We start from the raw sequence: 18,648 nt of genomic DNA on the forward strand, positions 1-18,648 counted from the left end.
CGGCGTCAGCGCGGCGGCGGGTTCGACGCCGTCTTGTAAGCCGACCAGTCTTCGATATCGGGATACCACCGGCGCCGCCATTCTCGCACCCGCGGGTTCATCATCCGGCGCCAGACCGGCGGGACCATCGCCGCAGCCGTCATCACCGGGTAGCCGGCGGGCAGCTGCGGCGCCTCGTCCGCCGCATAGGTCTGGAGCAGGGGGAAGGGTCGGTCGGGCTTGTAATGGTGGTCGGAATGGCGCTGCAGATTGATCAGCAGCCAGTTCGACGCCTTCTGCGCCGAGTTCCAGGAATGGTGCGGGCGCACCGGCTCGTATCTTCCGTCGCCGAGATGTCGGCGGGTCAGGCCGTAATGCTCGATGTAGTTGACCAGTTCCAGCTGCCAGATCGCGACGCCCGCCTGCACCAGCACAAGCACGACCCCAAGGCCACCGCCCAGCGCGAAGGCCAGCGCCAGCACCGCCGCCTGCAGCGCCGCATAGCGCCAGAACGGGTTGGAGCGGTGCCAGCGGCCCAGCCCCTTGCGCGCCAGCATCGCCGCCTCGGCCTGCCAGGCGGAGACGAGGCATTGCCGCAGCACGCGCGGATAGAAGCGGTGGAAGCCCTCGTTGTAGCGCGCCGTCACCGGATCGCGCGGCGTGGCGACGTAGCGGTGATGGACCAGCAGATGCTCCGACCGGAAATGGGAATAGAACACCATCGCCAGCAGGATGTCCGCCATCCAGCGGTCGAGCCGGGGCTTCTGGTGCATCAGTTCGTGCGCGTAGTTGATCCCGACCGTGCCCGACAGGATGCCCATGCCGAAGAACAGGCCGAACAACTCCCACCCGCCGAGATGCTCGGCCCGGGTCGCGTACCAGATCAGCGCGAACAGCGTCGCCGCCTGCACCGGCGCCCAGACCAGGGTGATCGCCCGGTACCAGCCGAGGCCCGCACGGTCCATCTGCGGGTCGGCATTCCCTTCCTCCAGCCCGGCCAGCGCGTCGAGCAGCGAATAGGCCCCCCAGGAATAGAGCGGCACGATCAGCACCCACCAGCCGCCCAGCAGCGCAGCCGCCCAGACGATGGGGACCAGCGTCAACGAGATCCAGAACGGCAGCGCGCGCAGCGGGTTGCGGATCGTCTGGTCGGGGAGGGCGTGGACGGTCATGGGCGCTCCGGTGCTCCGGCGCAGGATACTCCTCGCCGCGGTTCCGCTCAATCGCCCCTTTCGCGACGTTCCGTCACCAGCCTGTGCGCCTTGCGGAACACCGTCGGCAGGTTCGACGGATCGAGCGGCGCGAAGGCCCCGCGCGAGGGCGGGCCGGGCCGGTCGGCGGTCAGCACGCGCAGGATCAGGTGGAAATGGGTGAAGGTATGGCGGACCTCGCCCGCCTCCTTCCAGTCGGCCAGGGCGGGCGGCGCGGGGCGCGGGGTCTCGGACCAGTCCGAGGTCGGGAAGGCCAGCATTCCGCCCAGCAGCCCCTCGTCGGGCCGCTGCTCCAGCAGCCACTCGTCGCCGCGCCGGGCGAGGTAGAGAAGGCCGCGACGGACGGGCTTGGCCTTCTTCGGCGCCTTCGCCGGCAGCGTCTCGGCCACGCCCTCCAGCCGCGCGGCGCAGGCTCCGCGCCAGGGGCAGAGCATGCAGCCCGGCGCCTTCGGCGTGCAGATCGTCGCGCCGAGGTCCATGACGGCCTGCGCGTAGTCGCCGGGGCGCGTAGCGGGGGTCAGCTCTGCCATGGCGGCCCGGATCGGCGTCTTGGCGGCGGGCAGAGGCGTGTCGATCAGGCGCAGCCGGGCCATGACCCGCTCCACGTTGCCGTCGACCACGACCGCCGGCCGGTCGAAGGCGATCGCGGCGATGGCGGCGGCGGTGTAGGGGCCGATGCCTGGCAGGGCGCGCAGGCCCTCCTCGGTGTCGGGGAAGCGCCCGCCATGCTCGAAGGCCACGACGCGGGCGCATTTGAGCAGGTTGCGGGCGCGCGCGTAGTAGCCGAGGCCCGCCCACTCCCCCATCACCTCCGCATCCTCCGCGGAGGCGAGGTCGGCGACGGTGGGCCAGCGCTCGGTGAAGCGCAGGAAGTAGGCCCGCACGGCGGCGACGGTTGTCTGCTGCAGCATGACCTCGGACAGCCAGACGCGGTAGGGGTCGGCCTGCCGCGACGACCCGGGTGGCACCCGCCAGGGCAGGACGCGCGCGTGGCCGTCGTACCAGTCCAGTAACGCGGCCGTCAGATCGTCACGCATTGGTGATGGTCTCCCTGTTCCCCGCGTCGCGGCGTGATGTAGGATGCCGCCGAACCCGGAGGAACCCCGCTTGCGCACCATCCGAAAAGGCGCCCGCCGCATGGGCTCTCTGATCGACGGCGACGTCCGGCGGATGAGCCAGACGCGCGGCTTCTCGGAGACGCGGCTGCTCACCCATTGGGCCGAGATCGCAGGCGCCGACATCGCCGCGATCTGCCGCCCGGTAAAGGTCGGCTACCCGCGCGGCGGTTTCGGCGCGGTGCTGACGGTGCTGACGACCGGCGCGCAGGCGCAGATGCTTCAGATGAAGCTGCCGCAGCTGGTCGAGCGGGTGAACGCGACCTATGGCTACAACGCGATCAGCCGGATCGCGATCACGCAGACGGCGGCGACCGGCTTCGCCGAGGGCCAGGCCGAGTTCGCGCCGAAGCCCCGCGCGCCCGACGCGCCTCCGCCCGAAATCATGGCCGAGGCGCGCGACCGCACCGCCGGCGTCGGCGACCCGGACCTGCGGCAATCGCTTGAACGGCTGGCCGCCAACATCATATCGAAGCGACGAAATTGAGAAGTCGGAGACACCCATGGCGAGCAGACGCACCTTCCTGACCCTTCTGGCCTCGGGCACCGCCCTCGGCGCGGGCGCCCTGTTGTGGCCACGCGGCAACGGGCTCGCCCTGCCGGATCTCGGCGCGGCGTATGCCCAGGGCGCGGCCGACGTGGCCGAGATGACGCTCGGCGACGAGAACGCTCCGGTGAAGGTGGTCGAATATGCCAGCTACACCTGCCCGCATTGCGCCAGCTTCCACGCGGACACGTTCAAGGACTTCCGGTCCGAATACATCGAGACCGGCAAGGTCCACTTCACCTATCGCGAGGTGTATTTCGACCGCTACGGGCTCTGGGCGTCGATGATCGCGCGCTGCGCGGGTCCGGACCGGTTCTTCGGGGTGAGCGACCTTCTCTACCAGAACCAGGGCGAATGGGCGCGCCAGGGTGATCCGGCCGCGGTGGCCGAAAGCCTGAAGCGCATCGGCCTTCAGGCCGGGCTGGACCAGGCCGAGGTGGATGCCTGCCTGCAGGACGCGGAGAAGGCCGAGGCGCTCTATGGCTGGTACCAGGCCAATGCGGAGCGGGACGGCGTGCAGTCGACGCCTTCCTTCCTGATCAACGGCGAGATGCATTCCGGCAACATGAGCCTGTCGCAGATCGGCCGTCTCGTGGACGAGGCCGCCGGCAGCTGAGCCCGGCACCGGGGGTGGGCATCGCGATGCCCGCCCTCAGAGGCCGAGCCGCGCCAGCGCCGCGTCGAGCGGCGCCCAATCCTCCAGCCTCAGCCGCACCGGCAGCGTCATCACCCGTCCGCGCAAGGCAGGGGGCAGGCGCACCGCGTCCTTCTCGGTCGTCACGGGCTGCGCCGAAAGCCGCGCCGCCCGCTCTCCCAGACGGTGCAGCAGCGCCGGGGTCAGCGGCTGGTGGTCGGACAGCGCCTCGGTCCCCTTCAGGTCGACGCCCAGCCCGCGCAGGGTGTCGAAGAATTTCTCGGGCCGCCCGATCCCGGCGAAGGCGAAGACCGGCACGCCCGCCCAAGGCATGCCGGTCTGCAGCGGCTCGAGCCGGCCGCGCAGGCGCGGCGGCGGCTTCGGCAGGGACAGCTTCGCCTGCTGCGCGTCCGACCCTATGGACAGCGTGAAGTCGGCCCGGGCCAGCCCCGCCGCCACCGGCTCCCGCAGCGGGCCCGCCGGGATCACCCGGCCATTGCCGAAGCCCGCCCCGGCATCGACCACGACCAGCGACAGGTCCTTGACGAGCGCCGGGTTCTGGAAGCCGTCATCGAGCAGGATCACATCCGCCCCGGCCTCCGCCGCGGCGCGGGCGCCCGCCAGACGGTCCTTCGCGACCCAGACCGGCGCGAAGGCCGAAAGCAGCAGCGGCTCGTCCCCGACCTGTGCTGCGTCGTGGCGGGTGGGATCGACGCGCAGCGGCCCCTCCTCCGACCCGCCATAGCCGCGCGAGACGATTTGGGCGGCTACGCCCCGGGCCGTCAGCCGCTCAACCAGGGCGATGACGGTCGGCGTCTTGCCGGTGCCGCCCGCGCTCAGGTTGCCGACACAGATCACCGGCACACCGACCCGGGCGCCGGGCCGCGCGACGCGCCGGGCCGTGGCCGAGGCATAGAGCGCCCCGAGTGGCGCCAGCGCCGCCGACAGAAGGCCCGGGGGGCGCGACCAGAAGCCCGGCGCGCGCATCAGCCCGCCGTCCGATGCGCGCGACCCGTGGCGGCCCCGCCGGGACCTTCGCAGGGCGACGCGAAGCGCAGGGCCGCCCGGCGCATCAGTCGACCCCGTCGAGCATCGCGAAGAGCAGGTCCATCGCCGCCTCGGTCACGTCGCCGCCGGCCGAACAGACCTCCCAGGCGGCATGGGCCATGCGCGCGGCCTCGTCCGGCTCCAGCACGCGGGCGAGCGTGGTGCCCAGATCGTCCCAGTCCTGCACTTCGCGCGCCGCGCCGGCCTCGCCCAGCCGGGCGAAGATGTCGGCGAAGTTGTGGACGTGGGGCCCGTGCAGGATGGCGCTGCCCAGCGCGGCGGGCTCGAACGGGTTGTGGCCGCCGACCGGCACCAGCGATCCGCCCATGAAGCTGACGGGGCAGAGCCGGTACCACAGCCCCATCTCGCCCATCGTGTCGGCGACGTAGATCTCGGTATCCGCCTCGATCGCCTCGCCCTCGGAGCGGCGGGCGACGCGCCAGCCCTCGAGCCGCAGACCATCCACGATCTCGGTCGCGCGGTCCGGGTGGCGCGGAGCGATGACCAGCAGCAGCTTCTGCCAGGCGCGCCGCGCCTGGGCGTGAGCCTCGGCGGCGCCGGCCTCCTCGCCCTCATGGGTCGAGGCGGCCAGCCAGCAGGGTCGGCCCTGAAGCGCCGCCGCCAGCGCGACGCGCTCGCGTTCGTCATGGGGCAGGGCCTTGGAGCCCTCCTTCAGCGTGCCCGTCACCTCCAGCCGCTCGGGCGGCAGGCCGAGATCGAGCAGCCGGTCGGCGGTCGCCCGGTCCTGGGCCTGGACATGCTCGATCCGGTGCAGCAGCGCCCGCGCGGCGCCGCGCGCGAAGCGGCGCCACTTGCGATGGGCGCGGTCGGTCATGCGGGCGTTGACCATCGCGACCGGCAGCCCGCGCTTGGCCGATTCGTGGAGCAGGGCGGGCCAGATCTCGCCCTCGGCCAGCACGGCCAGGTCGGGGCGCCAGTGGTCGAGGAAACGCCGCATCCAGGGCCGCACGTCGAGCGGGACATACTGGTGCAGCGAGCGCGGCGGCATGCGCCCGGCCAGCACCTCGGCGCTGGTCACCGTGCCCGAGGTGATGAGGAAGGACAGGTCGGTGCGTTCCTCCCCCATGCGGCGGATCATCTCGAGCAGCGACACGCTCTCGCCAACGCTGGCGGCATGGAACCAGACCAGCGGGCCGTCGGGACGGTCGAGCGAGGCGATCCCCCGACGCTCGCCGATGCGGGCCGGGTCCTCCTTTCCCGCCGCCTGACGCTGGCGCAGCTTGCGCATGCCGTAGCCCTCCGCCCGTTCGGACCAGGCGAGATAGGCGCCCAGCACCAGGGAGTGGCGGCGGGGCATGGGGTCAGCCCAGCTCCTCGGTGGGAGAGCTGGGCGTCTCCTCGTCGCGCAGGCGGTGGATATGGGCGATGAAGTAGCGCGCATGGGCGTCGTCGACGGTGCGCTGCGCCGCGGATTTCCAGGCGGCATAGGCGGACTGGTAGTCGGGGAACATGCCGACGATGTCGATCTTGGTCGGATCGGCGAACTGGGTGGAGCTCGGATTGACCAGCTCACCGCCGAAGACGAGATGCAGACGTTGGACCATGGGGGCCTCCTCTGGGTCGTTCGGGGGCCGTGTAGCGGTTGCGGCGCGGCGGGGGAAGCGGGCCGGTCAGCCGCGGCGCAGGGCGCCGCGCAGCTCGGCCAGGCGCAGCGCGCCGATCCCCTGCCCGATGGCGAAATAGGCGACGGCGCCGGTCGCGACCAGGATCAGCAGCGCCACGCCGCTCAACCCCACGCTGAAGAGCGGGGCGAGCGCCACGTTCGCCGCCCAGACCACGACCCCCATGGCGAGCGAGGCCATCACGATCCGCCCCGCCCGGCGGCGCGCGCGGTCGTCGAGCCGCGCCACCTCGCCCATCCCGCGCACGCCGAGCCAGAGCAGCAGCACCATCGCCCAGGCCGCCAGCGTCGTGCCCAGCGCGGCGGCGGCGAAGCCGATGAACGGGGCGAGGCCGATGGCCACCCCCGCGTTCACGACCAGCGACACGAGCGCGTAGCGCAGCGGCGTGCGCGTGTCCTCGCGCGCGAAGAACAGCGGCTGCAGCACCTTCTGGAGCACGAAGGCCGGCAGGCCCAGCGCGTAGATCATCAGCGCGAGGGCGGTGTGCGCCGTATCGTCGGCGTCGAAGGCGCCGCGCTCGAAGAGGACCGAGACCAGCGTGCCCGGCACCACGAGCAGCGCGACCGCCGATGGAACCGTCAGCAGCAGCGAGAACTCGGCCGCGCGGGAATAGGCGTTGCGCTGGCCCTGGGTGTCGCCGCTGCGGACGCGGCGCGACAGGTCCGGCAGCAGCACCACGCCGATGGCGATGCCGACCACGCCGAGCGGCAGCTGGTAGAGCCGGTCGGCATAGCTGAGCCAGGCGACGGCCCCGTCGAAATAGCTGGCCACCTGCCGCCCGACCAGCATGTTGACCTGCACCACCCCGCCCGCCAGGGCGGCGGGGGCGGCGATGACGGCGAGGCGCTTCAGCTCCGGCGTGATCCGCGGCAGGCGCCGGGGGATCAGCCGGTGGCCCGCCCGATGCGCGGCCCAGAGCACGAGGCCCAGCTGCAGCGCGCCGCCGAAGGGCACGGTCCAGATCAGGGCCTCGCCATAGATCAGCTCGGGCACGGGTGTGGCGAGGGGGATCAGACTCGGGTTGAGCGCGACCAGAGTCAAGGCCACGATGAACGCGATGTTGAGCAGCGCGGGCGCGGCGGCGGCGGCGAGGAATCGGCCATTCGCGTTGAGCACGCCGCAGACCAGAGCGCCCAGCGAAATCAGCAGGATGTAGGGGAAGGCGATGCGGCCGTAGGTGACGGCGAGGGTGAAGCGGGCGTCTTCGACGAAGCCCGAGGCCATGGCGAGGACGAGGGCGGGCATGAAGACGATGCCGAGCACGGTGAAGGCGGTCAGGACAACGACCATCATCGCCACCGCGTCGCGCGCGAAGGCGTCGGCGTCCTCGTCCGGATCCTCCAGCTTCTTGGCGTAGAGGGGGACGAAAGCCATGTTGAACGCGCCCTCGGCGAAGAAGCGTCGGAACATGTTGGGTAATGAAAACGCGACGAAAAATGCCTCTGCCGCCGCGCCCGTGCCGAGGAATCGCGCGATCAGGATGTCGCGGACGAAGCCGAGGACGCGGGACAGGAGGGTCCAGCTGCCGACGGTGAGGAAGCCTTTGATCATGGGGTGCCCGCGACTGTCATGGCGCCCGTGTAAAGGGGTTGCGAGAGGGGCGGAACCGGGATGTTCGAGGGGTTTGATCTTCCGTCTGACCTGCGTCTGACGGGGGTCCGGTCCGGGTCATACCTAAAAATCGCGCCAAGGAGTGCGGGCCGAAGATCGAGGGTGCGGTCCTGTTCGCGCGGTGCGATGCGCCGTCGACTGGCCAGGTCCGCTGCCGTTCGCCCCAGCCTGTCCAGGGTCCGCCGGGTCCGGGATCCGATGCCCCGGCAGGACGGAGATCCCGGGACGCCACGAAGGTCCGGTTCGGCCCCGAACCCGGCGTTCAAGCCCCCGCCCGCTCCGCAGCCCTGTCGATGGCCACCCGCAGCTTCTTCTCGAGCGAGTCCTGTTTGGACTTGGACCAGAGCTTCAGACCGAAGATGTCCTTGACGTAGAACACGTCCACGACCTGCGCCCCGTAGGTCGCCACCACCGCCTGGCTGATCTGGATGTTGGCCCCCGCCAGCGCCTGGGTCAGGTCGTAGAGCAGGCCGGGGCGGTCGCGGGTATCGACCTCGATCAGGGTGTAGATGTCCGAGCCTTCGTTGTCGAAGCTGATATTCGTGGCGACCTGGAACTTGCGCTCGCGCTTCTTGATCTCGCGCCCCTCCAGCGCGAGGCGGGTGACGACCTCGCCGCGCAGCGTGCGCTCGATCATCGAGCGCAGGCGCGGCAGGCGCGATGCCTCGTAGGGATGGCCCTCGGTGTCCTGCAGCCAGTAGACCGTCACCGCGTAGCCGTCCTTGGAGGTGTAGCTGCGCGCGTCCACGATGTTGGCGCCGACCAGCGATACCGCCCCCGCGAGGCGCGAGAAGACGCCGGGATGGTCCTGGCAGGCCATCAGCGCGCGGGTGGCGTCGCGGTCCTCGTCGGCTTCCAGCTCGACCCGGACCTCGCCGTCGGGCAGGTCCTTGAGCAGATGCGCAAAGCGGACCTGCGCGGCGGTCGGGATGCCCTGCCAGTAGGGGCCGTAATGGCGGCCGATCTCGGCACGCAGCTCCGCCTCGGGCCAGTCCATCGCCTCGCGGAAGAGTTGCTTGGCGCGGGCCTCGCGGGTCTCGCGGTTGACGTCCTCCAGCCCGTTCTCCAGCGCCGAGGCCGTGGCGCGGTGCAGCGCGCGCAGCATCTGCGCCTTCCAGTTGTTCCAGACGGAAGGCCCCACGCCGCGGATGTCGCAGACCGTCAGCACGGTCAGCATGTCGAGCCGCTCGCGCGTCTTCACCGCCTTGGCGAAGTCGCGGATCGTGCGCGGGTCCGAGATGTCGCGCTTCTGGGACATGTCGGACATCAGCAGGTGATGGCGCACCAGCCATTCCACCGTCTCGCATTCCTTGGGCTTCAGCCCCAGCCGCGGCGCGACCGAGCGGGCGATGCGCGCGCCTAGGATCGAATGATCCTCGGGCCGGCCCTTGCCGATGTCGTGGAGCAGCATCGCCACGTAGAGCACGCGGCGATTGACGCCGTTCCGCAGGATCTCGGACGAGAGCGGCAGGTTCTCGACCAGTTCCCCGCGCTCGATCTGCGAGAGGTTCGAGATCACCTGGATCGTGTGCTCGTCGACCGTGTAGCTGTGATACATGTTGAACTGCATCATCGCGACGATCGGTGCGAATTCGGGGATGAAGGCCGAGAGGATCCCGAGCTCGTTCATCCGCCGCAGCGCCCGTTCGGGATTGCCGTGCTTGAGAAGCAGGTTCAGGAACAGCCGCCCCGCCTCGGGGTTCTCGCGCATGCCGCGGTCGATCAGATGCCTGTTCGCCGAGAGCAGCCGCATCGCCTGCGGGTGCAGCAGCAGGCCGGTGCGCAGCGCCTCCTCGAAGATGCGCAGGATGTTGAGCTTGTCGGAGAGGAACGCCGCCTCGTCCTCGATGTCGAGCCGGCCCTGACGTTCCCGGTAGGGCGGCTTGACCTTGCGGCGGCGCTTGAAGAAGCCCAGCAGGGCCGGGACCTGCTTGGTGTTGTCGGCCTCCAGCGCGGTCAGGAGGATGCGCGTCAGCTCTCCGACGACGGTGGCGTGGCGGAAATAGGCCTGCATGAAATGCTCGACCGCGCGGCGCCCGGCGCTGTCGGAATATCCCATGCGGGCGGCGACCTCGACCTGCATGTCGAAGGTCAGCATGTCGGCGGCCCGGCCCGCGATCAGGTGCAGGTGGCAGCGTACGCACCACAGGAAGCGCTCGGCGGCCTCGAAGGCGGCGAACTCGTCCGAGGCGAAGACGCCGAGGCTGACGAGGTCCTTGGTCTCGGACACGCCGTAGCGGTATTTGGCGATCCAGTAGAGCGTCTGAAGGTCGCGCAGCCCGCCCTTGGCCTCCTTCACGTTGGGCTCCAGCATGTAGCGCTGGCCGCCCTGCTTGCGGTGACGCTCCGCCCGTTCGGCCAGCTTGGCCTCGATGAACTGCGGCACCGTGCCCGAGAAGAGCTGGTCCCAGAGCGTGTCGTGGAGGTGTTGTGCCAACGCGGCGTCGCCGCAGATCGGCCGCTGCTCCAGCAGGGCGGTGCGGATGGTGATGTCCTCGCCCGCGAGGCGGACGCATTCCTTCACGGTGCGGGTCGCGTGGCCGACCTTCAGCTTCAGGTCCCAGAGGATGTAGAGCATCGACTCGACCACGCTCTCGACCCAGGGGGTGACCTTCCAGGGGGTCAGGAACAGCAGGTCGACGTCGGAATGGGGCGCCATCTCGCCGCGGCCGTAGCCGCCGACGCCCAGCACCGCGACGCGTTCCCCCTCGGTCGGGTTGGGGCAGGGATGCAGATGGGTGGTGGCGATGTGCCAGACCGCCTGGACCAGCCGGTCGGTCAGGTAGGCGTAGCTGTGGGTGATGCGGCGCGCGCGGGTCGGGTCCTGGGCGAAGCCGGTCGCGATGACGTCGCGCCCATGCCTGCGGGCGTCGCGCAGGATCCCGACGGCGGCGCGGCGCGCGGCCTTGGCGTCGGGGGCCGCGCGCACCGCCTCGGAGAGGGCGGGCAGCACGGCCTCGGCGTCGAAGATGGCGTCCGGCGCCGCGATCAGGGCGGCGGCGCCGGGCTTGGCCGAGGTTCCGGCGCAGGGCCGGATCGGAAAGGCCGGGGCTTCAGGAGCCGGGGCCGAAGCGGTTCGGGGCAGGGGACACCACCTGGACTTGACGGTTCACGATCTGAGCGACGGCCAGCCCGCGCTGGATCGAGCCGTCGGGCAGAAGCCGGAATACCCCGCCCGTGCCCGCGAAGCCAGAGGGCGCGGTGAGCGTGCTGCGCCCGACCACATTGCCGCGGCGCGAGATCGCACCGATCGCAGCCATCCCGTCATAGGCAAGGCCCGCCAGCGGATGCGGCTCGGACCCGTAGGCGCCGCGGTAGCGGGCTTCGAACTGCTGCTGCGGGCCGGGGTCGGGCAGGGTGAAGTAGCCGCCCTGCAGGCCCGGCAGCGACCGCGCCTCGGCCGGGATGTCCCAGCGGGTGAGGCCGAGATAGCGGAACTGCTCGCCGCCGATCCCTGCCTCGGTCAGAAGCTGGGCGATGACCGGCAGGTCCCCCGCCGTGTCGCCGGTCAGGAAGATGGCGTTGGAGTTGGTCGAGCGCGCCTGCTGCGCGATGGTCGGCACGGCGGCGGTGATCCCCGCCTGGCTGAGCTGGTAGGACACGTTGCCGGTGATCTGCGCGCCCGTGCCCGGCGCCGCGCGGGCGATGGACTGGGCCGCGACCTGGCCCGCCTGCTCGTTGTTGTGGGTCACCAGGACGCGGTTGCGCCCCTGGGCCGCGGCGAATGTCAGCAGGCGCTGGGCCACGTTCTCGTAGGTGTTGCCGAGGACCCAGACATTGCCGCCCGCGACGGTCGTGTTGTTCGAGAAGCTCAGCACCGGAACGTTCGAGGCCGCCGCCGCGACGCCCACCGCCGCTGCGTTGTCGCCGTAGAGCGGGCCGAGGATCACCTGCGCGCCCGCCGCGAGGGCCTGCTGCGTCGCCGCCTGCGCACCGCCGACGGTCCCCTGGGTCGGATAGACCTCGACCGCGACCGCACCGCCGAGATCGGCCGCCGCCAGCCGCGCCGCGTTCTCGAGACTGCGCGCGACGGTGGCGTCGGTGGCCCGCGCCGAGCCGTAGGGCACCAGCAGGGCGACCCGGGTCGGTCCCTCGCCGCGCACCCCCGCGCCGCCGCCGCCTCCGCCGGGCGAGGCGACCTGACAGGCGGCCAGTGCCGCCGTCATGGCCACCAGAAGGACGGCCTTGCGCGCCCGGCGCAACAGTGAGACGCCTCGCGTCCAGAGGGAATGAGTTGTCAGGCTTGTCATGGGATCGACCCCCGGGCTTGAGCCGCGCGTGCAGTCGCGCGGCAGTCGCGGGCAAAACTAGGCCCGGGGGCGGGCAGAGTAAACGGCGGAACGCGGAAGGGGCGGATCATGGGCGACGGAGGGGCGATCGAGCCGGGGCTGCACCTCGTCGCCGTGCCGATCGGAGCGGCGCGCGACATCACGCTGCGCGCGCTGGACCTGCTGCGCGGGGCGGATGTGCTGGCCGCCGAGGACACCCGGTCGCTGCGCCGCCTGATGGAGATCCATGGCGTGGCGCTCGGCGACCGTCCGCTCATCCCCTATCACGACCATAACGGCGCCGAGGCCCGGCCCAGGCTGCTGGCGGCTTTGCGCGAGGGGCGGTCGGTGGCCTATGCCTCCGAGGCGGGGACACCGCTGATCGCCGATCCGGGCTTTCAACTGGGCGCGGCGGCCCGCGCCGAGGGGATCGCGGTGCGCGCGGCGCCGGGGGCCTCGGCGGTGCTCGCGGCGCTCTGCGTCGGCGGGCTGCCGACCGACCGCTTCACCTTCGCGGGCTTCCTGCCGCCGAAGGCCGCCGCGCGCCGGGCCGCGCTGGCGGAGCTGGAGGCGGCGCCGGGCACGCTGGTCCTCTACGAGTCGCCGCGCCGGCTCGGCGCGCTGCTGGCCGAGGCGGCCGAGCGCTACGGTTCGCGCCGCGCCGCGGTCTGCCGCGAGCTGACGAAGCGCTTCGAGGAGGTTGTCGAGGGCACGCTGCCCGAGCTCGCCGCGCGCTTCGCCGAGGAGGTTCCCAAGGGCGAGATCGTGGTGCTGATCGACCGCGCCGCGCCCGCCCCGGCCGACGAAGCGGCGCTGGAGGCGCTGCTGGCGGAGGCGATGGAGACGATGTCGCTAAAATCCGCTGTAAAAGATGTTTCCGCGAGGACCGGTGTCGGGCGTAACGTGGTCTACGAGGTTGCGTTGCGGGTGAGGGACGGATCATGAGGCGGATGCGCGCGGCCCGCGGGGCCACGGCCTACCATTCCGGCCTCGCCGCCGAGGACCAGGTCGCCCGACATTACGTGAAGGCGGGCCACGAGGTCGCGGCGCGGCGCTGGCGCGGCTCCGGCGGGGAGATCGACGTCATCCTCCGCGACGGCCCCCGAACCGTCTTCGTCGAGGTCAAGCGCAGCGCGAGCCATGCGCAGGCGGCCGAGCGGCTGGGGCCGCGGCAGATGCGTCGGCTGTTCGACTGCGCGGGCGAATACATGGGCACCCTGCCGGACGGCCAGCTGTCCGAGGTGCGGTTCGACGTGGCGCTCGTCGACGCGACGGGCCGGATCGAGGTGATCGAGAACGCGCTGGCCGCCTGAGCGGGCCGCCGCGGGGTCCCCTGCATCGACGCACATTGCCCCGGGCCGGGGCTTCGGGCATCTGCTGCGGGGACCGCATTGCCCGCCCGGAGGTTCCCATGCCCGCACCGACCCCGCTGAAGGTCGCCTTCCAGATGGACCCCATCGAGGGCGTGAACATCGAGGCCGACAGCTCCTTCCGCCTCGCGCTCGAGGCGCAGGCGCGGGGGCATTCTCTGTTTACCTACACGCCCGACCGGATCGCCTATGTCGAGGGCCGCATCCTCGCCCGCGGGCGCGACATGGAGCTTCGGCGCGAGACGGGGAACCACGTCACCTTCGGCGAGCGGCGGGAGGTCGACCTGAGCGAGTTCGACGTGATCTGGCTGCGCCAGGACCCGCCCTTCGACATGAGCTACATCACCACGACCCACCTGCTGGACCGGCTGTCGCCCGGCGTGCTGGTCGTCAACGACCCGACCTGGGTGCGCAACTGGCCCGAGAAGCTGATGGTCCTCGACTTTCCGGACCTGACGCCGCCGACGCTGGTCTCGCGCGACCTGCAGACGCTCAAGGACTTCCGGCGGCGCCATGGCGACGTGATCCTGAAGCCGCTCTTCGGCAACGGGGGCGCCGGCGTGTTCCGGCTGACGCCCGAGGATCGCAACCTCAACTCGCTGCACGAGATGTTCTCGGCCATCAACCGCGAGCCGTTGATCATGCAGAAGTTCCTGCCGGACGTGGCCAAGGGCGACAAGCGCGTGATCCTGGTCGACGGGGAGCCGGTCGGCGCGATCAACCGCGTCCCGGCCGAGGGCGAGACCCGGTCCAACATGCATGTCGGCGGTCGGCCGGAGCCGATCGGGCTCAGCGACCGCGACCGGGAGATCTGCGCCCGGATCGGGCCGCGGCTGGCCGAGCGGGGGCAGATCTTCGTCGGCATCGACGTGATCGGCGACTACCTGACCGAGATCAACGTCACCTCGCCCACCGGCCTGCAGGAGCTGGAGCGCTTCGACGGCACCAACGCGAGCGCGATGATCTGGGAGGCGATCGAGAAGCGGCGGGGCTAGTCCGCGCCGCTCAGCGGCGTCGGCCCTGCAGCTTCTCCAGCACGGCCTCGCGGGCGCGGTCGCGGGCATGGGCCTCGCGCAGGGGCTGGGCCTTCGCCTCGGCGAGGGCGAGGCGCATCGACAGGCGGCGCATCTCTTCGGCGCGCCACCGGTCGTGGCTGTCCTGCACCATCGCCTGCGTGATGTCCGCCACCTCGCCCCGCGGCGCCTCGCGCAGGGCCGCCACATGTCCGCGCAGCGCATCGGCCTGCGCCCGGGCGGGGGCAAGCCGCGCGGCGGAGCGCAGGCTGCGCAGCGCCGCGAGCTGCGCCAGGCGGGCGAGCCGCGGGTCGGTCACGTCCGGCCCCCGGCCTTGTCCCGCATCTCCTGTGCGAAGCGGATCGCGGTGGCGACGGCGGCGAAGTGCTCGCGGTCGATCGGCGCGCCGATCTCGACCCCGGCATGGAGCGCGCGTGCCGTGGGCGGGTCGCGGTGGATCGGCACGCCGTTGGCGCTTGCGACCTCGCGGATGCGGGCGGCGATCTCGTCCACGCCCTTGGCCACGCAGACCGGGGGCGTCGGATCGGTCGGCGACCATTTCAGCGCCACCGCGTAATGGGTCGGGTTGACGACGACGACGGTCGCCTCGGGCACGTCCCGGAGCATCCTGTTCGTGGCCAGCTCGCGGGCGCGTTCCTGCCGACGGGACTTGAGATGAGGGTCGCCCTCGGATTGCTTCATCTCGTCGAGCACCTCCTGCCGGGTCATGCGGTTTCTTGCGACATGCGACTGCGCCTGCCAGGCGTAGTCGATGGCCGCGATGGCCGCGGCGACCAGCATGACGGCGATCAGGAACTCTCCGGTCAGGGCGGGGACGAGCCCCGCAACCTTGCGCGGGTCGAGCGCGGCGGCGGCGATGATCTCGTCGGCGTGCCGGGTCAGGAACCAGACCAGGAGACCGCCATAGACGGTCATCTTGACGGCTGACTTGGCGAACTCGAACAGGCCGCTGGGGCCGAACTTGTTCCTGGCGTTCGCGATCGGGCTGATCCGCGAGAGCTTCGGCTCCAGCTTCGAGGGCGCGACGACGAAGGCGCGCTGCGCCACGATCGCGGTCAGCACCAGCGCCGCGGCGGGCGCGACGAGCAGCGTGCAGAGCCGCAGCGCCTCGGCAAGGACCGTGCCGGAGATCCCGGGGCCTTCGTCGGCCAACGGGCGCGAGAGTCGGTCGGCCCCTTCCAGCAGCGCCCCGCCGAGATCGAGCAGGTCCCGCGCCACCCCGCCCGCGACCAGCGTCAGCGTCAGCAGCGCGCCGAGATAGGCGGCGGCGACCATGACGTCCTGCGACCGGACGATCTCGCCCTTCCTGCGCGCCTCCTGCAGCTTCTGCGGCGTCGGCTCGTGGCTGCGTTCGGCGCCGTCGTCCTTCCCGCTCACGGGAGGGCGCCCCGGATCGGGTCGGCCAGGACGGCGAACACCGCCGCCTTCCAGGCCAGCAGGATGACGGGCGCGGCGAGCAGCAGCAGGACGCCCGCCGCCCCGGTGATCGCGGGCGCGCCCACCAGCGCCACCATCAGCTGCGGCATGGCCCGGTTGATGACGCCCATCGCGAGGTTGTAGAGGATCGCGAGCAGCGCGAAGGGCGCGGCGAGCCCGAAGGCCAGCGCGAAGCCATGCGCCAGCCGCGACACGCCCCAGAGCGCGACATCGGGTCCGGGCATGACGGCGCCCATCGGCAGCACCTCGTAGCTGCGCACGATCGTCTCGACCAGCCAGACAGGCAGGCCCGCCGCCATGAGCAGGCAGAGCCCGGCCATGTTGAGCAGGTTCCCGATGGCCGAGGACGGCTCCACGCTGCCGAAGAGCTGGGCGAGCGAGGTCAGCTGCGCCGCCATCGTCCCCGCCATCAGGAGCGCCTGCGCGGTGAAGCGCAGGACCGCGCCAAAGGCCAGGCCGATGGCGCCCTCGGTGGCGACCATCGCGGCATCGATGGGCCCCGGCGGCGGGACCGCCGGCGTCGCCCCGACGGCGAGCGCGAAGCCGGTCGCGAGGCGGACCTGGGTCGGGATCAGCCGGTCGCCGAAGCCGGGCAGCAGCAGGATCATCGCGCCGACGCGCAGGAAGACGGCGAGGAAGGCCAGGACATGGGGCATCGCCAGGTCGTGCAGGATGAGCAGCGCCTCGGTCATGCGGCGACCGAGCCGACGATCGAGGGCACGGCGACCGACCCGATCTCCTCGTAGGAGATCACGGGGTTCGGCAGGCCGCGCGTCTGCAGCACCGCCTGGACGAAACGGCGGCGGCGGGCGGTGGTGACGATGGCGGGCGAGGTGCCCTGCTCGGCCGCGCGGCCGATGCCCTCGGCCATGTTGGCGGCGAGCCGCTGGAACAGCTCCGGCGGCAGGGCCACGTCGCGGCCGGCGCCGGGGCCGTCGATCTGGTGGCGGGCGAAGGCCTCTTCCCAGCCGGGGGCCAGCTGCAGCAGAGGAACGGTGCCATCGGGGCGCCTGAGCTCGGCGGTGATCTGGTCGGCGAGGCGGTGGCGGACATGCTCGGCCGTGTCCTCGGGCGTCGGGTCCTTGTCGCGGCGGGCGGCGATGGTCTCCAGGATGACGGGCAGGTTGCGGACCGACACCCGCTCCGCCAGCAGGTGGCGCAGCACGGCGAGAAGGGTGTCATGGCTGACCTTGCCGGGGACCAGATCCTCCAGCAGGCGGCGGTTGGCCACGGCCTTGTCCTTCGCCGAGACGCGGGAATAGGCGTCGAGCAGGCGCTGCAGCTCCTTCAGGCCGAGAAGCCGGGGGAAGTTCGCCTTGATCACCTCCAGCAGGTGGGTGGCCAGCACCTCGGTCGGGGTGACGATGGTCTCGCCCGCCATCGCGTTGGAGCGGTCTGCGGAAATCCAGCGCGCGGGGGCGCCGTAGACCGGCTCCTTCACGTCGCGGCCGGGCAGGGCGGGGGGCGGGGCGCCGCCGGTCAGCATCAGGACATGCCCCCGCTCCAGCCGGTCGCGGGCCATCTCGACCCCGTGGATGCGGATGACATAGGTGCCCGACGGCAGCCCCGCCTCGTCGGTCATTCGGATCTCGGGCAGGATGATGCCGTATCGCTCGGCGATGTGGTTGCGCAGCCCGCTGATCCGCCGCTCCAGCCCGTTCGAGGGGTCGAGCGCGAGGTCGACGAGGTCGAGCGCAAACTCGACCCGGATCTCGTCGAGGTCGAGCACGTCGCCAATCTCCTTCTCGGGGGGCGGCAGCGGCCGGTCGTCGCGGATCTCGGGCGCGGGGCGCAGGGCGCGGATGCGCCAGACCGTGGCCGCCGCAAGACCGGTGGCGCCCAGCATGAAGGGCACGAAGGGCAGGCCCGGCACGAAGGCGAAGACCGACATGATCAGCGCCACGGCGGCCAGCGCGGCGGGATGGCGGAAGACCTGCGCCACGATCGCCGTGTCGATGGCGCCGGACCCGCCGCCGCGCGCCAGCAGCAGGCCCGAGGCGATCGAGATGATCACCGCCGGGATCTGGCTGACCAGCCCGTCGCCGACGGTGAGGATGGCATAGGTCTCGAACGCGCGACCCAACGGCATGTCGTGGATCAGCATCCCCGCCGACAGCCCGACCACGAGGTTGAGCAGCGTGATCAGCAGCCCCGCCACGGCGTCGCCCTTGACGAACTTGGACGCCCCGTCGAGCGAGCCGAAAAAGGTCGTCTCGGCCAGCTCGGTCTCGCGGCGGTGCTTGGCCTCCTCATGGTCGATGGCGCCGGCGGCGACGTCGCTGTCGATGGCGAGCTGCTTGCCCGGCATCCCGTCGAGCGCGAATCGCGCGCCGACCTCGGCCATGCGGGTCGCGCCCTTGGTGATGACCATGAAGTTCACGATCAGCAACACGCCGAAGACGACGAGGCCCATCGCGATCGAGCCGTTCATTACGAAGTTGGCGAAGCCCTCGATCACATGGCCCGCCGCGTCGGTGCCGGTATGCCCCTCGCCGATGATCAGCTTGGTCGAGGACACGTTGAGCGACAGCCGCAGCATCAGCGAGGCCAGCAGGATTGTCGGGAAGGAGGAGAAGTCGAGCGGCCGCTCGATGAAGAGGGTGGTCGTGAAGATCAGGATCGCCAGCGCGAAGGACAGGGCGAGCCCGAGGTCCAGCACCCAGGACGGCATCGGCAGGATCATCATCAGGATGACTGCCATCAGGGCGAGGGCCAGCAGGATGGTGGGTCGAAACAACGAACGCATCTGGGT

17 protein-coding genes are annotated in these 18,648 nt (G+C 71.4%); 5 read left to right on the forward strand and 12 right to left on the reverse strand.

Annotated elements, in window-relative coordinates; all coding sequences use genetic code 11:
- Positions 1 to 5: 5 nt before the first annotated feature.
- Together DR046_RS10030 and mutY are read right to left on the reverse strand one after the other, a co-directional pair.
- A complete protein-coding gene (locus DR046_RS10030) occupies positions 6 to 1,151 on the reverse strand; it encodes an alkane 1-monooxygenase (protein WP_115382240.1) in 1,146 nt (381 codons plus the stop codon).
- 47 nt (positions 1,152 to 1,198) lie between these two features.
- Positions 1,199 to 2,227: an A/G-specific adenine glycosylase gene (gene mutY, locus DR046_RS10035; RefSeq protein WP_115382241.1), complete on the reverse strand. Its 1,029-nt coding sequence runs from the start codon at positions 2,225 to 2,227 to the stop codon at positions 1,199 to 1,201.
- A gap of 100 nt (positions 2,228 to 2,327) precedes the next feature.
- Between mutY and DR046_RS10040 the strand changes: the two genes are divergently transcribed.
- Both DR046_RS10040 and DR046_RS10045 read left to right on the forward strand, forming a co-directional pair.
- Positions 2,328 to 2,792, forward strand: coding sequence for a DUF721 domain-containing protein (locus tag DR046_RS10040; RefSeq protein ID WP_245190895.1), 465 nt, complete (start codon positions 2,328 to 2,330; stop codon positions 2,790 to 2,792).
- 16 nt (positions 2,793 to 2,808) lie between these two features.
- Positions 2,809 to 3,468: a DsbA family protein gene (locus DR046_RS10045; protein ID WP_115382243.1), complete on the forward strand. Its 660-nt coding sequence runs from the start codon at positions 2,809 to 2,811 to the stop codon at positions 3,466 to 3,468.
- A 36-nt stretch (positions 3,469 to 3,504) separates the two neighbouring features.
- Here DR046_RS10045 and lpxK read toward each other — a convergent pair whose 3' ends face one another.
- The 6 genes from lpxK to DR046_RS10075 all read right to left on the reverse strand — a co-directional run bounded on the left by lpxK (position 3,505) and on the right by DR046_RS10075 (position 12,037).
- Positions 3,505 to 4,473 (reverse strand): tetraacyldisaccharide 4'-kinase, encoded by a 969-nt coding sequence (gene lpxK / locus DR046_RS10050; RefSeq protein WP_115382244.1) that lies wholly within the window; start codon positions 4,471 to 4,473, stop codon positions 3,505 to 3,507.
- A gap of 85 nt (positions 4,474 to 4,558) precedes the next feature.
- Positions 4,559 to 5,851 carry a 3-deoxy-D-manno-octulosonic acid transferase gene (locus tag DR046_RS10055; RefSeq protein WP_115382245.1) on the reverse strand — a complete coding sequence of 431 codons (1,293 nt, stop codon included), beginning with the start codon at positions 5,849 to 5,851 and terminating at the stop codon, positions 4,559 to 4,561.
- A gap of 4 nt (positions 5,852 to 5,855) precedes the next feature.
- A complete protein-coding gene (locus tag DR046_RS10060) occupies positions 5,856 to 6,098 on the reverse strand; it encodes a DUF4170 domain-containing protein (RefSeq protein WP_115382246.1) in 243 nt (80 codons plus the stop codon).
- Between the two features lie 66 nt (positions 6,099 to 6,164).
- Positions 6,165 to 7,727, reverse strand: coding sequence for a murein biosynthesis integral membrane protein MurJ (gene murJ / locus DR046_RS10065; RefSeq protein WP_115382247.1), 1,563 nt, complete (start codon positions 7,725 to 7,727; stop codon positions 6,165 to 6,167).
- A 322-nt stretch (positions 7,728 to 8,049) separates the two neighbouring features.
- Positions 8,050 to 10,824, reverse strand: a complete 2,775-nt coding sequence (locus DR046_RS10070) for a [protein-PII] uridylyltransferase (RefSeq protein WP_115382248.1) — start codon at positions 10,822 to 10,824, stop codon at positions 8,050 to 8,052.
- Positions 10,825 to 10,840: 16 nt separating this feature from the next.
- Complete coding sequence (locus tag DR046_RS10075) at positions 10,841 to 12,037, reverse strand: penicillin-binding protein activator (RefSeq protein ID WP_115382249.1); 1,197 nt, start codon at positions 12,035 to 12,037, stop codon at positions 10,841 to 10,843.
- Between the two features lie 108 nt (positions 12,038 to 12,145).
- On the opposite strand from DR046_RS10075, the gene rsmI reads away from it, so the two are divergent.
- The 3 genes from rsmI to gshB all read left to right on the forward strand — a co-directional run bounded on the left by rsmI (position 12,146) and on the right by gshB (position 14,420).
- Positions 12,146 to 13,000 carry a 16S rRNA (cytidine(1402)-2'-O)-methyltransferase gene (rsmI, locus tag DR046_RS10080; protein ID WP_115382250.1) on the forward strand — a complete coding sequence of 285 codons (855 nt, stop codon included), beginning with the start codon at positions 12,146 to 12,148 and terminating at the stop codon, positions 12,998 to 13,000.
- Positions 12,997 to 13,368: a YraN family protein gene (locus DR046_RS10085; RefSeq protein WP_115382251.1), complete on the forward strand. Its 372-nt coding sequence runs from the start codon at positions 12,997 to 12,999 to the stop codon at positions 13,366 to 13,368. Before rsmI ends, DR046_RS10085 begins: the two co-directional genes overlap by 4 nt.
- 98 nt (positions 13,369 to 13,466) lie before the next feature.
- Positions 13,467 to 14,420: a glutathione synthase gene (gene gshB, locus DR046_RS10090; protein ID WP_115382252.1), complete on the forward strand. Its 954-nt coding sequence runs from the start codon at positions 13,467 to 13,469 to the stop codon at positions 14,418 to 14,420.
- A gap of 10 nt (positions 14,421 to 14,430) precedes the next feature.
- On the opposite strand, the gene DR046_RS10095 is transcribed toward gshB, so the two are convergent.
- From DR046_RS10095 to DR046_RS10110, 4 genes are read right to left on the reverse strand one after another with little or no spacing between them, the layout of a single operon-like run.
- Positions 14,431 to 14,757 (reverse strand): hypothetical protein, encoded by a 327-nt coding sequence (locus DR046_RS10095; protein WP_115382253.1) that lies wholly within the window; start codon positions 14,755 to 14,757, stop codon positions 14,431 to 14,433.
- Complete coding sequence (locus DR046_RS10100) at positions 14,754 to 15,836, reverse strand: EscU/YscU/HrcU family type III secretion system export apparatus switch protein (RefSeq protein ID WP_115382254.1); 1,083 nt, start codon at positions 15,834 to 15,836, stop codon at positions 14,754 to 14,756. The genes DR046_RS10095 and DR046_RS10100 overlap by 4 nt, the downstream gene beginning before the upstream one ends.
- Positions 15,833 to 16,588, reverse strand: a complete 756-nt coding sequence (locus DR046_RS10105; RefSeq protein ID WP_115382255.1) for a flagellar biosynthetic protein FliR — start codon at positions 16,586 to 16,588, stop codon at positions 15,833 to 15,835. The genes DR046_RS10100 and DR046_RS10105 overlap by 4 nt, the downstream gene beginning before the upstream one ends.
- The gene (locus DR046_RS10110; RefSeq protein WP_115382256.1) at positions 16,585 to 18,642 is read right to left on the reverse strand and encodes a flagellar biosynthesis protein FlhA; all 2,058 of its coding nucleotides are present in this window, start codon (positions 18,640 to 18,642) and stop codon (positions 16,585 to 16,587) included. Before DR046_RS10110 ends, DR046_RS10105 begins: the two co-directional genes overlap by 4 nt.
- Positions 18,643 to 18,648: the final 6 nt, after the last annotated feature.

This window comes from Jannaschia formosa, from assembly GCF_003340555.1.
Classification (GTDB): domain Bacteria; phylum Pseudomonadota; class Alphaproteobacteria; order Rhodobacterales; family Rhodobacteraceae; genus Jannaschia; species Jannaschia formosa.